6 protein-coding genes are annotated in these 14,868 nt (G+C 57.6%); 5 read left to right on the top strand and 1 reads right to left on the bottom strand.

Annotated features, from left to right (window positions below; translation table 11 throughout):
• Positions 1–795: 795 nt before the first annotated feature.
• Positions 796–6,417 (bottom strand): alpha-2-macroglobulin family protein, encoded by a 5,622-nt coding sequence (locus C7123_RS02085; protein ID WP_069175628.1) that lies wholly within the window; start codon positions 6,415–6,417, stop codon positions 796–798.
• Between the two features lie 449 nt (positions 6,418–6,866).
• On the opposite strand from C7123_RS02085, the gene C7123_RS02080 reads away from it, so the two are divergent.
• The 5 genes from C7123_RS02080 (at position 6,867) to trmB (ending at position 14,787) form a co-directional block, all read left to right on the top strand.
• Positions 6,867–8,297 (top strand): GDSL-type esterase/lipase family protein, encoded by a 1,431-nt coding sequence (locus C7123_RS02080; RefSeq protein WP_069175627.1) that lies wholly within the window; start codon positions 6,867–6,869, stop codon positions 8,295–8,297.
• Entirely contained in the window at positions 8,269–9,672 is a 1,404-nt protein-coding gene (locus C7123_RS02075) for a GDSL-type esterase/lipase family protein (protein WP_083206924.1), read from the top strand. Before C7123_RS02080 ends, C7123_RS02075 begins: the two co-directional genes overlap by 29 nt.
• Before the next feature lie 71 nt (positions 9,673–9,743).
• Entirely contained in the window at positions 9,744–11,210 is a 1,467-nt protein-coding gene (locus tag C7123_RS02070; RefSeq protein WP_237269341.1) for an MBOAT family O-acyltransferase, read from the top strand.
• 1,762 nt (positions 11,211–12,972) lie between these two features.
• Positions 12,973–13,965 (top strand): DUF6261 family protein, encoded by a 993-nt coding sequence (locus C7123_RS02045; protein ID WP_069175620.1) that lies wholly within the window; start codon positions 12,973–12,975, stop codon positions 13,963–13,965.
• A 27-nt stretch (positions 13,966–13,992) separates the two neighbouring features.
• Positions 13,993–14,787, top strand: a complete 795-nt coding sequence (gene trmB / locus C7123_RS02040; protein ID WP_037998039.1) for a tRNA (guanosine(46)-N7)-methyltransferase TrmB — start codon at positions 13,993–13,995, stop codon at positions 14,785–14,787.
• Positions 14,788–14,868 lie beyond the last annotated feature (81 nt).

The following is a 14,868-nucleotide window of genomic DNA, read 5'->3' as shown; positions in this document are numbered from 1 at the left end:
GGCGTATGCAATACGCCCCTACCGTGTTATCAGAAAACGCGTTGATTTTTTGAGATCCCATGTAGGGGCGTATTGCATACGCCCAACCAAACGCCATCCCAAGGATGGCGAATGCGCAAAACGTGTCAGTTTTTCAGATTATAACGATCTAACAATCCGAAAACGCGTCACGTTTTGGAGATTCATATTCGATGAATGATGGAAACGCGGTTCATTTTTCGGATATAACGATCTAATAATCCGAAAACGGATCACATTTTCCGGATATATTGATCTTGGGGCATAAAAATCGGGGGCTTTGCCCCCATGCCCCTACCTTCTTTTCTTTCCTTGATGAAAGAAAAGAAGGCAAAAGAAAATCAAGGCCTCTACCGAGGCCGGGGAAGTTGACCGGGTACATGATTGATCTTAAAAATGTACCGAGAAAAACTTCCCTGCCCCGGTAGGGGCCTTGTCTTGATACAAGAAAAGAAGGCAAAAGAAAATCAAGGCCTCTGCCGAGGCCGGGGAAGTTAACCGGGTACATGATGAAAATAGAAAACGCATTGATTTTTTGGGGTCCTACGTAGGGGCGTATTGCATACGCCCCACCGGACGTCATCCAAAGGATGGCGAATGCGCAAAACGCATCACGTTTTTGGGATATAACGATCGTATAATCTGAAAACGTATCGCGTTTTGGGGGCATAACGATCTAAACGTAAGGGAACGGTACAAAAAAACGGCACCTCCTCTCGGAAGATGCCGTTTGCGACATAGAATCAGGCGGGTGTATCGACCTATCTCTCCGCTTCTTTATCGCTCTACGACTACGCGACTGGCACGGGTGCGGGCTTGCACGCCGGGGGCGTACATGGCTGCACAACGGATGGCGGGTAGAATGAATGATCCGGCGTATGAGGCTTGCAATCGTACGCGGAACGTTTTCGTCTCGCCTCTCTTGAGGTCGAAGTAGGTCAGTACGCGGTCGTCGCGGATGTCTCTATACGTGTAGGATGTGGCTGAGGCGCCCGACTCGACGTCTTCCGGCGTGATAAGCCTCTCGTTGTAGATCTCCCAACCGGAGGGTATGATCTGGGTAAGGGCTAGATTGGTGTAGTCGGACACCGCCGAGGGGTTAGATACCTTGACCACGGCCACGAGATCGGTTCCTTGCGGCAGACGATCCACCGAGAGGGCACGCCCGGACCTATCTGTATAGGTGACTTCCATGCGGAGGCCTTCGGAGATGGCTGGCAGGGAGTCGCGAAGGGGTATCATCTTCGTGGTGAGGCTTACATAGAGCTGACCCTTGCCGTTATTCTTGACGGAGACGAGTCCTACGGGCGGGAAGGTGGGCAACTGGCTGCGGAAGAGGGTCCGCTGACTGTTGACTGTCGGTTGCTTGCCGCCGTTTAGGCTCCAATCGAACTGAAGGCTGCCCGACGTGCGTTCGGCCAGTCTTCCTAAGGCCAAGAGGGCGTAAGCCGTGGACTGGGTAGCGAACTCTTGCGACGTGGTAAGGCTTTGCGACACGCGTCGAGCCTGCTCGAACGCCTCCCGATCACGCCCCATCAGCACGAGCGCCTCTAATATCATGGCTTGATCACGCTCCGGCGACCCGTACGTCGGATTGCTCCAATCGTAAGTCGCCACCGCGAGGGGAATTCTGAATATTAATTCGTTAGCTATGTTCGGCTTGCCCGCCAAAGCATACGCTGCGGCGAGACGCCACCGTGCCTGCATCGAAAGTGTGCGACTCTCACGCAATCTGTTCATCGCGCCCAGCTCGGGAGCACCTGCTAAGGCCAAGGCATAGAGTCGGTAAGCCTGGACAAGGTCTCCCTGGTCGATAGCAAAGCGTGAAGGCGCCTTGGCGGCCGGCCTCCACCCCTGTGCAGCCCGTCGCTGGTACGATTTCCACCGATTCAGTGCGCCAGCATTCACCTCGTAGCCTTTTTCGCGGGCTAAAACGAGGAAAGTGCCCACGTACGAGGTCGCCCACTCGTCTTCTTGCAAGCCACCAGGCCAATACGTGAAGGCACCGCCGGGTAATTGTCGGCTGTAAAGGTCTTGGACGGCGCGGCGGACGTTTTCACGGATGGCATCAGCCTCGCGCTTATCCAATTCTCGGAAAGCACCGACGTAAAGAAGGGGTAAGGCGGCAGAAGTGACCTGTTCTGTGCAGTAATGAGGGTAATCGCTGAGAAAATCGAGGCATCTGCTGAGGTTGGGAGAGGGTATGCGAGCCACTTCGAGGCTTGCCCAGCCCTCGGATGATCCGCCGAAGCCCGTTTGATAGGTCAAGAGACCGGTGGATCCCGCAGCGATGAGGCGGCTGTCGATCCTTACGATGGGGGGATTGGGATTGCGGACGCCGATTTCGATCGTTTCCTTGGAGGAGTGTCCGCCGCCGGTAGCGGTGACGACTATGCGTTCAATGCCAGTGGTCAGACCCGATCGGAGCTTGAAAAACACGGGTTTATCGCCAGGTGCCGCGAACGTGACGGACTGGCTGGAGCCTTCAGTAAGTCGCAACTTGCCCGTGGTTTCCACTTTCACGGTCACATTTTTCACGCCGCTCTCCATCGCAAAGACATTCACCGGGAAAAGAATTTCCTCATCCGTGCTCACGACGCGAGGCAAAGACGAAAGAACCATCAACGGCGCACGCACAGCCACCCTTTTTTCGGCACGTCCGTACGCCCCTTCCTGTCCGGCCACTACCATGACGCGAACAGATCCGATATAAGGCGGAAGTTTGAGCTTATGCGTCTGTGTTTCTCCCTTCTTCAGCGCGAAAGGCCCAAGGAACTTCACGACAGGCTTAAACCGGTTCGCTTTTGACTCTACTGGGCGCAGAGACTCGTCGCCCCCGACGCTGAAGAGGGATCCCAGACGGCCGGCATAGGCGCCCATGACGAAATCGTACATATCCCAGGTGCGAATACCGAGCGCCTCGCGGGCGTAGAAGGTATTCCAGGGGTCGGGAGTCTGAAAATTGGTCAGGTCGAGGAGTCCATCGTCCACAATAGCCAGCGTGTAGGTCATCGGGCGGCCTGATTGCTCTTTGACTTGCACAGTGAAGTCCGCTTCGGGCCTCAACACATCTTGCATGACGATCAAGGGCTTCAGGATGGAATTTTTATGGGTCACGAAGACGGGCATCACGCCATACATACGGATCGGCAGATCGTTAGCAGTCTGTGCGTAAGGCTGGATGAGGGTAATGTGGAGGTAGACATTGGGCGCCATGCCCTCGGTGACCTTAAAACTGTATTTCGTATCGCCCGAGGCGGCCATGTTGACCCATTCACGATGGAGCACTTCCGTACCATTTTCAATGGCGACCAATGCGCGTCCGCCGGTAGAGGCAGGAATGATGGCGGTGGCCGTTTCACCCACCTCGTAAGACGATTTATCGAGCGCGAAGGCCAACATTTTGATGCCGTTAGGGTCAGATTTGTTCGAGCGACCGCGCCATTCGGGCCAATCCACGTAAATCGTGCCGCCCGTGGCATGTCCACCCTCGCGATCCTTGATATACACCAAATAGCGACCCCATTCAGGATAGTTGACTCGGAAGGGGATCACGGCTTTGCCGCTTCCCACCGTGTTGATTGTTCCCGCCGCGACGGGGACGATAGATGCGTTGTTGAGATAAGAGGCAAACGTCTCGTCGTCATGCTCCCACCACCAGCTCCAGTTCACTTTGTAGATCTTGTATTCCAGTCCTTGGCGGTTAAGAGGCTTGCCATCGGGCGAGAGGGTGACTACCTCGAAGTGGTGATCCCGATCCGTCTCAAGGGTCTGACCTTGGTCGAAATTGCCCAGCTTGACGCCGACGTAAACGGGGAAAGGAGAGAATGGAATGCTCTGCGTGAAGAGACTTGCGTCACCTCCAGGTTCAAAGACTCGGCAAGTGAGGTTGGCTTGCAGCATGCCAGGTGCATCAGATGCCGTAGGCAGGTTGGCGAGGAAGGATGCTTTTCCCACATCACTCAGTGCGCCGTCAAAAAGATCGGTCGTACCGGAGGTGAATGCCGCTGCGGGATTGTCGAAGGTGTACTTTTCGTAGCCTTTGAATTGCGTCGGCACCTTCGTGAGGGACATCTCCACCTTAGCTTTTAGCCCACGCGCCACGGCACCGGTCAGCCAGGCCGATTCAAGGTTCATCGGCACCGGCAGCGGGGACACTTGCAAGATTTGACCGGGCAGCGTAAGGTTGATTTTGAGCCTATTGGGCTTTACGGTTTCGATCCGCAGCGCCTTATGGAAGCTGGCACCGCCTACTTTCACGTAAGCGTTCCAAAGTCCGGTAGGGTCATCCGGTCGGGTGGGGATATGGAAAACATACATGCCATTCACACCACTGACGGAGATCTGTTTCGTGTAGAATTGGCCACGCGGATTGAAGATCTCTATCGAAACGGGATGATTTTGAGGGATACGTTTTTCGCGATCTTCCATCATGAAGGTCACGTGGAGGGTGTCACCGGGCCGCCATACGCCACGCTCGCCGTAGATGAAGCCTTTCAGTCCGCGTTCAGTCTCTTTGCCGCCAATGTCGAAGCGGCTAAGCATGTTTTCCTCCCCGTCCACGAGTCGGAGGTAGCCTTTTTGCTTGTCCGAAGCGGTAGCCACGAGGGCGAAGGGCTTATTTTTCGTCTTGATTTCGGCAAAGCCATTTTCGTCGGTCTTTGCGCTGCCGATGGGTTGCAGTTGGAAGTTGTAAACCGTCACTTCTACGCCCGACAAAGGCTTCGTATCGATCAAATTAGAGACTGCTACCCAGAGCGTATTATTCGCATTGGCCTTGACGATAAGCCCTAAGTTCGAGGCAAGTACGTTCGTGGCCGCCATACGGTCTGACGATATATAATAACTGGCCGAGCACGGATTGTCGCGCTCTTCCCACTGGTAAGTATCCCAATCGATGTCTGCGCCGTCGGAGTAATAGGTTTGTGGCTTGTCCCACGTGGCCTCGTCTGCCTCTCCCAACTCGTTTTCATCCAGTCGCGTCATGCCAGCAGGGCCTAAATTTCGCGCACCACCCTCGACGCTGTCGCAGGGATAAGCTGAATACTCGCGCTTAAACGAAAGCACGACGCGGTAGATGGCTCCCGGTTCCTGACGAATGAGTTTGCTGAGGTCGATGAAGTAATTATCCCAGTTGTGAATGTCTTTCGTGGCGTCGTTGTCGAGTCTGAGCATCTTGCGATAGACGAGTCGACCCGTCCGCCGGAGTTCTGACGAGGAGGAAGCCTCGAGCGAGTTGTCCTGTAAGAAGGTCAGGACGTTACGCTCGAAAATGCGGATAATTTTTAGGTCTACCGCATAGAGATTTACGGCTCGGAAAGGCAAAATGAGCTGCTCCGCGTTCGGCATAATCGTCCCCTCGGACAGGAATTCGACCTGCGGATTGAGCGATTTCACCTCCAGCCGCACGGACGAGGAAGCCGTCAAGGCATCACCCGCCATGCTGCGCAGCGCACCGTCTACCTCGATGGCGACAGCCTTCAAATCGCTCCGCCGCTCGAAGAAAAGTCGCACTTTGTTGTCTTGCACCTGACAGGTGTAGGATACAGCGCCGTCAGATCCCCCTTCGCCAGCCCGGAGAGTGACTAAACCGTTCACATCTTGCGTCGTGGAGACGGGGGCGGAGAAGGTCAGGCAGACGCCACTCTCCGGCTCGTCGATCATCTCGGCTTGCATCAACTTGAAAGGGGGTTTCGTGCCCGGGATGGTAGCTCGGAGCGTCTCCTTATGGTCTGCGCCGAAAGGGCTGCCGTCTATCGTCACTGGGAGTTCCGTGTCGGCCTCTTTTTTGGCGACTTCCGAGACGGTGAAGCGGTACACCCGGGCGTCTTCCGTCCTTGTGACCGTCACCTTGGGCTTATCGCCGTCATGTTTGGCCGTCACCATCTTCGCGACCTCATCCGCCTTGGGCGCTTCGCTCAGTCTAAGCTCGCCGCACACGGTCACGCGGTCCGGGGCCGAGGCTGTGATGTCGGTTGAGGTGATGCGCGCCGTAAAGTCACGCGCTTGTACGCGGTAGGAGAAGCGAAACGCATCCAGTTTCTTCTCCACTTTCATCACACGCCCCAAGCGGAAGGTCGCATTGTAGAGTGTCCCCGGGCGTAATTGCCCAGAATCAGGCACGAACTCAATCGTGCGACTGTTGACCCAATACGTTTTGCCTTTCAGACCAGGAGAAAAGTCGAAGAGATCGTCCTTCACTTCCTCGCCCATCTGTACAATCTGTTGTTCTTCGGTCAATTCGATGCGTATCGTCCCATCCGAGCCGATGACACCCCCCGTATAGGCAGAGATGTAGGGCGCAAATTCGATGGAAGGGGTAAGATCTTGGTTTGACCGGCACGACACGATGGCCCAAGCCACTGTCGCGATCGTCATCAGTAGAAATATCCGTTTCATAGAGTCACTTGTTGATATGTTATGTATGAGCATGTTTTTATGAGTTCTTGCCAGGGAATGGAGAGCGGACTCCCTCTCTGTGAGGGTTTACAAAGGTATTCCTCTTCGGCCCATTTTTCCTCGTAGGGGTCCGTCCCCTCGCCGCGTGAAGAGGAGGCACTCTTCATGGATGTTCGTGCGGCGGGCCTTTAGGGGATCAGAAGCTGTTTGGAATTTATTTCGGAGGCTACCCTAGAGCATATTTCTGATGATTTTGTTTCATCATGAGACGAGCATAGCGAGCTATGTGAGGATTAATGAGGGAACAAAAGGGCAGAAACAGGCCTCGATAGGCCCGAAGCAAGAAAGGAGAAAGATCCACTCAAACACCTCCATGAAACAATCACCCAATAAATTCAAAACGGCTTCTCAAAACTGCGTCTACCTTTGGCCCCGCTTTTTTGGAAAGAATGGGACAAGAGAATAATGATCGCTCCGGGCAGTTGGTACTGATCCTGCTGGTAACAGCAGCGGCCTGTCTGGCGCTCTACATGTTGCCAGACGAGTTGTTTGGCCTAAGCATAAAGAAAATGGATATGCTCTCCGACCTTAGAGTCGGGAGCGAGGATGAAGACGAGGACAGCAACCTCTCCAGAGCCGACTCCGTACTGTTGCGCGGCGACTCCACGGGGTTGAGTGCAGCCGACCGTGAACGTTTGGCGTACCGTGACTCGATGTATAGGGCCATCATGGCTCAATTGCGGGGCGATACGCTCAAGGCAGTCGTCGAAGACTTTTCCGTGGGGCACATCGGACTGCGGCGATTCTTCGCTGCGCTGAACGGTATCAGCACGTTAGGCCGACCCGTCCGCGTGGCGTTCCTCGGCGACTCCTTCATCGAGGGTGACATCCTCACGGCCGACTTCCGCGAGCGGATGCAAGCGCGATTTGGTGGCCGAGGCGTAGGCTTTGTGCCGGTGTCATCGCAGGTGGCACAGTTTCGCCCGACTGTCCGACTGCGCTCTAAGGGGTGGACGACGCGCTCCATACTCTCCGACCGTAAGCCGAAGTACCTCCTTTCTTGCCTCCTGTTCGATGCCGCGAACGATGCCCCGACAATAGCCTTCGAAACGACCGACTATATGCCCCACTTGAAGAGTGTCGGTACCCTCAAGTTCCTCTACACAAGCAATCGAGCGACAGACCTCCGCTGGATATGCAACGAGGGGCGGGATACATTCACTGCGCGCCTCCCAGAGACCGACGGCGTGGGGCAATATGTGGCGAAGGGCTCCTTTACGGAGGGCAAATTGGCCTTTACACATGCGCAAGGGTTGCAAGCGTTGGGCATTGCGTTAGAGGATGACCGTGGAGTGGTAGTGGACAATTTTGCTTTGCGAGGTAATTCCGGTTTGCCGCTGGAAAACTTGGACGTAGCGCGCTGCCAAGCGTTGCAGGGCATACGCCCCTACGACCTGATCGTGATCCAATACGGCCTGAATGTGGCCGTCGAACGAACGAAGGACTATGGCTTCTACCGAGACCGGATGGTGGCCATCATTAAACATATCCGCACCTGTTTCCCAGGGGCCGACGTGCTGCTTTTGGGTGTCTCGGACCGCAGTAAAGTGGTCGGCGGAGAGCGCCACACGATGTCGGCCGTGAAGAATCTTCGCCGCGCGCAACGTGAGGCGGCCCTCGAGGCGGGAGTAGCCTTCTGGGACGTTTACGAGGCGATGGGCGGAGAGGATGGCATGGTCAATTACGTGAAGCGCAATTGGGCGGCCAAGGATTATACACACCTCAGTTTTCAGGGTGGCCGCGAATTGGCCAATGCCCTCTACGACGCAATCATTTTAGAGAAAACGCTATATGACAATCTGGAAAAAACGCAGCGCTAACAGGGCACCTTTCTGGGCGGCGCTCTGCTGCTTATGTATGGCTACGGCAGCCCAGGCCGAAAGGCCGCATTCGCCGATTGAAAACAGGAACCTTGCAGCGGAAAAAGCTGCCCCCGAAAAGAAGAAGACCAGCCCCCTGACGGATCAGGTCGACCTCACGATGACGTTTGCCGTCGATTCGCTTTGTCGCATCATTGATCCGAGGCACACGCTGGACGAGTTCTGGGAGAATCTGCTCAGCCTATACAATGGTAAAGACACCGTACTGCCTATCGCTCACTTGGGCGACTCCCATATCCAGGGCGGATTCTATACGAACGAGACTATGAATCTGCTCCGGCGCACCTTTGGCAATGCCGGCCGCGGATGGATCGCACCTTACCGGCCTGCACGCGAAAATGGCCCCTCGGACTATCGTATTTTCTCGCAAGTGAAGAGCTGGAGCGTCGGGCGGTGCACGCGTCCGCAGTCGGGCACGCCGTGGGGGCTGGGCGGCATGGGCTTGCAGACGGATGCCGCCACGATCGACTTCACGATCGCGGTCAATGGGGCGGACGACGACTTCACGCAGGTGCTGATGTACCGCGGAGAGTACGCCCGACCCATGCTCCCGGAGGGGATCCGCAATGCGCGGACGGCTTGGGGCAAGGATACCTATGCGCCCGACCTGACGGTGGATAGCTTCTTCCTGCCCGAGGCTGTGCGCGAGCTCCGTTTGCAGAGCGTCAGCCGCAGTGAGGCTCCCACCTCAGTCACGGGCGCGAGCTGCTACTACGGATTCTCGCTCTTCAACGGGCGCCCCGGGGTGGTCTATCACGCCATCGGTCGCAACGGAGCCACCTATTCGCAGTACACCTCCGAGCGATTCGTCCGCCAGCTCTCGCTCTTGGAGCCTGCCATACTCATTATCTCGCTCGGCACCAACGAATCGTACGGCACGCACTTCTCGGCCTCCGATTTCATCACGCGCGTAGACCGCTTCGTGCGACTGGCCCAGCGATACATGCCCCTGACGACCATCGTACTCACTACTCCGGCCGAAAACTACCTCGCGGCGCGAACCACCGTCACTCGGCGGGCCAAGGGCAAGAAACGTCGCACGACGACCACCGTCACGCGGGGCTATACCCGCAACGTGCACGTCGGTGAGGCCGCTGAGGCGATCCTCGATTATGCCGCGCGGGAGGGTCTGGCCTGCTTCGACCTCTACGGCATGACCGGCGGCGCAGGCTCGTGCGAGCGGTGGCAAGCCGAAGGACTCTTCTCGCACGACCGTGTGCATTACAGCGCCTCCGGTTATAGGGAGCAGGGGCGGCTACTGTACAAGGCACTCGTCCGCAGTGCATTGGATTACCAGCAACGTAAACGAAAATGATCCACAGCCTACCCCTTGACCTCAGCCTCGAGCGCCTCCGCGCCCTCTTCGCGTATCAGCCTGAGAGCCCGATGCTCTTCAGCACAGGCCTCTTTTTCTTCCTTTTCATCGCCTTCTACATCGGTTATCGCGCCCTGCGCCACACGACGACCGCCCGCATCCTTTACGTCGTCCTCTTTTCGCTCTACTTCTATTATAAGAGCAGCGGCGTCTGGTTCCTGCTTCTCGTCTTCACCGCCACGTCCGATTTTCTCATCGCCCGGGCCCTCGCCGCCACCGTCCGCCCGGCTGGACGAAAGGCTTGGGTCGCGCTCAGCTTGGTCATCAACTTGGGCATGCTGGCCTACTTCAAATACACCAACTTCCTCCTCCAGACCCTCCTCGCCATAGGTCAGAGCATGGGCTCTTGGTTCGGCGTGGCTCCCGTCGGAGGCACGGTTTACGAGCCGTTGGACATCTTCCTGCCCGTCGGCATTTCGTTCTTCACCTTCCAATCGCTCAGCTACACCATCGACGTCTACCGCGGTGAGCTCCAGCCGCTCCGACGCTGGATCGACTACCTGTTTTACGTCTCCTTCTTCCCCGGACTCGTGGCCGGACCTATCGTCAGGGCCCGCGACTTCATCCCCCAGATGTTCCGGACGCCCGTCGTGACCCGCGAGACGCTCGGCGAAGGGCTCTACCTCATCATCTGCGGCCTGCTGAAGAAAAGCGTCATCTCGGACTATATCAGCGTCAACTTCGTCGACCGCATCTTCGACGCCCCGACGCTCTACACGGGCCTCGAGAACCTCGTCGGCGCCTACGGCTATGCGCTTCAGATCTACTGCGACTTCTCGGGTTACTCCGACATGGCCATTGGCATCGCCCTGCTGCTGGGCATCCGCTTCAATACCAACTTCGACTCCCCCTACCAGTCGGCCACCATCACGGAGTTTTGGCGACGGTGGCACATTTCGCTCTCCACCTGGCTCAAGGACTACCTATATATCAGTCTCGGCGGTAATCGGCGCGGCCGCGTCCGTACGTACGTCAACCTCATGCTTACGATGCTCCTCGGCGGACTCTGGCACGGCGCATCGGGCCGCTTCATCCTCTGGGGCGGACTTCACGGGGCAGCGCTAGCCGTTCATAAGTTCATGATGAACCATTTCCCCAGCTTCCGCCCTACCGGCGACACGATGTCGCCACTTCGGCGCGTCTGCGGCGTCCTCATCACCTTCCACGTCGTATGCTTCGGCTGGATCTTCTTCCGGGCCGACACGATGGCCACGGGTTGGGACGTGATCCGCCAGATCTTCACCGCCTTCCACCCGGAAGTCTTCAGCCAGTTCGTAGTCGGATACACCGAAGTCTTTCTGCTGATCCTCGGCGGCTACGCGATCCACTTCATGCCCCGAGTGGTCGACACGACCGTCCGCGGGTGGGTCACCCAGTCTCCGACGCTGGTGCAAGCCCTCTACCTCACGGTCGCCATCATCATTGTCCTGCAACTCAAGAGCGCCGACATCGTCCCCTTCATCTACTTCCAGTTCTGAGGCGTCAGGGACGCCGGCCAAGATGGCCTGGTACCCATATACAGCCCTTAGGCGTCAGGTGCCCCCGTCGGAAACCATTTCAACGGCGGGCACATGCCATCCGCCGGTAGGGTAGGGGCGTATGGCATACGCCCCCACAGATGCCCCGTCAGGGGCAAATCCATGACGAGCGATTTTCGGTCAGGCGCCCTCGTCCCTTGTTGGTACGTGCTGGGGCGAATGCAATTCGCCCCTACCCTGACGGCCGACAATAGCCCCCGACACAAACCCGCCCCCGCCGAAAACCATTTCAACGGCCCCATCCCATACCCGGCCAGCTTCCCCGCCCCGGTGGGGGCTTGATTTTCTTTTGCGCCCTTTTCTTGTATCAAGACAAGAAAAGGGTGTGGGGGATAGGGGGCAAAGCCCCCCACGACAATAGCCCCTGGCACAAACCCGCCCCCGTCGGAAACCATTTTAATGGCCCCATCCCGTACCCGGCCAGCCTCCCCGCCCCCGGTGGGGGCTTGATTTTCTTTTGCGCCCTTTTCTTGTATCAAGACAAGAAAAGGGTGTGGGGGATAGGGGGCAAAGCCCCTCACGACAATAGCCCCCGACACAACCCCGCCCCCGCCAGAAACCATTTCGAGAACCTCGGGCACCCATCCGCCTCCGCCGCATATTCCGGTGGGGGCGATTTCATGTCAATGGCTTCCATCGAAAAACAATTCGTGAACTCCGGACACAAACCCGCCCCTGTCGGAAACCATTTCGCTAACCTTGGGTACCCATCCGCCCCCATCGGAAAACATTTCACGAACCCCCGGCGCACCGTCGCCTCCATAAAAAATCCGTTTGGGAACCTATTTCACGATCACGCCCCCGTTGAGGCCTTCAATGATGCGTTATTTTGCGATCACACCCTCATTGAAGTGTTCAATGGGGTGTAATTGTGCGATCACGCTATCGTTGAAGTATTCAATGGGGCATAATTTCAAAAACACACCCCCATTGATATCCTCAATGGAGGCGAGACAACGACGGGAGTCCATGAAATAAAATCCGATGCGAGCGTCTATCCGGTGGGAGTAGCCGAACCATCTGTCTTTCTGTGTATAGATCATTCCTATCTCCCCGTTGGAAACCCATTCGGGAGCGACTTTGCGTCCAATGTTCCCAACGGAAATTATTTTACCGGCCGGTGTCACCCATTCGCCTCAAATGGAGACCCATTTACCGGCCACTGACACAAACCCGCCCCCGCCGGAATTTATTTTGTCGGCCCGTGTCACCCATTCGCCCCCGATGGAAACCCATTTACCGGCCACCGGCCGTCGTCCGCCTCCGATGGAAACCCATTTACCGGCCACTGACCGTCAGGCGCCCCCGTTCCTTTTTGGTACGTGCTGGGGCGAATACAATTCGCCCCTACCCTGACAGCCGACAACGGCGCCCACACGTCGGCTGCCCGCGTCGGAAACCATTTCAATAGCCCCATCCCGTACCCGGCCAGCTTCCCCGCCCCCGGTGGGGGCTTGATTTTCTTTTGCGCCCTTTTCTTGTATCAAGACAAGAAAAGGGTGTGGGGGATAGGGGGCAAAGCCCCTCACGACAATAGCCCCGGACACAGACCCGCCTCCAACGAAAATCAATTTACCGGCCACCGTCGGTCAGGCGCCCCGGGAAGGGTCTACGGCGAGGGCCAGAGGTTCAAGGGGGCTGCCATATATTTGCAGGACGATAGCAAAATAGTGTTCAATAGAAGTAAACGAAAAACGAAATAATGAGACCGGTTAAAACGATCGATGAACCGGGAAACAGTCGCTTCCCGCTGGATCTCCATCTCGACTATCAGCAACGACTTTATGGCGTGATCACCGAGATGGAGCCTCGAAAAATAGGTCTGGAGGAGGCCGATTTCCTCCAGTGGCTCACGGATATTAAGACGGAGGAGGATGTCGTCCGCGAGACACGGGCGGCGAAAGAGTCGGAGGCCCTTCGCGACAAGGATGCGGAGCGAAACGAATGTCTGACGGGGCTGTTTCAGGAGATTCGGCAGGCTGCGCGCTCTCCGATAGTGGCGCGTCGCGAGTCGGGGCTCCTGCTGAAAACCATTATCGATGCTTACAAGGGGCTGCAGCACCAAAGGCGATCTGGGAAGACGGCGCATATCGACTCCTTGCTCCGGGATTTGTCTACGGCGGAGGCCGCCGAGGCGCTGAAGCAGCTGGAGGTAGATACGATCGTGAGCTTGCTCCGGGAGCGCAACGAAGAATTTAAGTCGTTGCGCGAGGTCCGCTCGACCGTAGCCGCCGGCGCAAACCGCCTCGCGGGCCAGGCGATCCGGAAGGTGAACGACCAGACCTTGAACACCATCTTCCGCTACATCGAAGCCGCCTACATTGCGTCCGACAACGACCCCGACCGCCAAGTCATCAGTCGTCTGATCGACCAAATCAACCAGCGCACGCACGAGAGCAAGGTCTCGTTCAAACGAATCGAGGGAATACGCAAGAAGCGGCTCCAAATGAAGGATTCGGCGGAGGCGACCGACACGAAGGCGCCCCCGAAACGAAAACGGTCGGCAGCCGACCCGTCCGCCGTGCCCCCGATGGAACCTACCGGGGAGGCCGAGACGCCTCAGGCGCCGCCGATGGGCACTACGGAAGCAGCCGCCCTGTCCGCCGTGCCCCCGATGGAACCTACCGGGGAGGCCGAGACGCCTCAGTCGCCCCCGATGGGCACTACGACACCGACCGCTGACGAACGGTCATAGCCCCCGGATTCCGCTACATTTGCCGCCATGTCAAGAAATAAACTCCAAAAATTCGCCGAGATGGAAGCCCTGCCCAACGTCTTCCAATACCCTTACGCCGCGCTGGCCGAGGGCGGCGGCTGCCCCCTGAAAGGTCGCTGGCGGGAGGCCGCTTTCGGCGGAAGGCCCGGGCGCATCGTGCTCGAATTGGGCTGTGGGCGCGGGGAATACACCCTCGGACTGGCTGAGCGGCACCCGGACGCGAACTTCGTCGGCATCGACGTCAAGGGCGCCCGCATGTGGGCCGGCGCACGCGTGGCCGCAGCTCGCCAGATGGGCAATGTGGCCTTCCTTCGGACCGACATCGAACTTTTGGCCAGCTTTTTCGAGCCGGGCGAAGTGGACGAACTTTGGATCACCTTCCCCGATCCGCAAATGCAGAAGGCGCGGAAACGCCTCACCAGCACCCGCTTCATGGCGCTCTACAGCGGCATCTTGCCTCAGGAGGGCGGGCGCGTCCACCTCAAGACCGACAGCCCGTTTCTCTTTGCTTACACCTGCGAAATGCTCCGCGCGAACCAGCTGGAGGCGGCGCCCTGCACGGCCGACCTCTACGCCGATACCGCGGACACGAGCCTCGACGAGGTGCGCGCCATCCGCACACACTACGAGCAGCAGTGGCTCGACCGCGGCCTAACCATCAAGTACCTCAGCTTCTGCCTCACCCCGCGCGAGGCTTGGATCGAACCGGAGGTGGAGATCGAGCGCGACGCGTACCGAAGCTATGGGCGCGGCCAACTGTCGCCCGCCCGGCCCGTCCGCTCCCGTCGCTCCTCCCGCTGAGGGCTGACACGCGGCAAGGGCCTCCGGGGCATCTCCCGATCGGGGGCTACCCCCTCAAAAATGCTTTTGAATCACAGGCCG

The sequence above is a fragment of the Tannerella serpentiformis genome, assembly GCF_003033925.1.
In the GTDB taxonomy this organism is placed as follows: domain Bacteria; phylum Bacteroidota; class Bacteroidia; order Bacteroidales; family Tannerellaceae; genus Tannerella; species Tannerella serpentiformis.
This window is presented reverse-complemented; position numbering and strand designations above follow the sequence as displayed.

Bases quoted from the DNA above. Each gene is read 5' to 3' on its own strand.
- C7123_RS02085 (WP_069175628.1), bottom strand. From the start codon at position 6,417: ATGAAACGGATATTTCTACTGATGACGATCGCGACAGTGGCTTGGGCC.
- trmB (WP_037998039.1), top strand. From the start codon at position 13,993: ATGTCAAGAAATAAACTCCAAAAATTCGCCGAGATGGAAGCCCTGCCC.
- C7123_RS02070 (WP_237269341.1), top strand. From the start codon at position 9,744: ATGCTCTTCAGCACAGGCCTCTTTTTCTTCCTTTTCATCGCCTTCTAC.
- C7123_RS02080 (WP_069175627.1), top strand. From the start codon at position 6,867: ATGGGACAAGAGAATAATGATCGCTCCGGGCAGTTGGTACTGATCCTG.
- C7123_RS02075 (WP_083206924.1), top strand. From the start codon at position 8,269: ATGACAATCTGGAAAAAACGCAGCGCTAACAGGGCACCTTTCTGGGCG.
- C7123_RS02045 (WP_069175620.1), top strand. From the start codon at position 12,973: ATGAGACCGGTTAAAACGATCGATGAACCGGGAAACAGTCGCTTCCCG.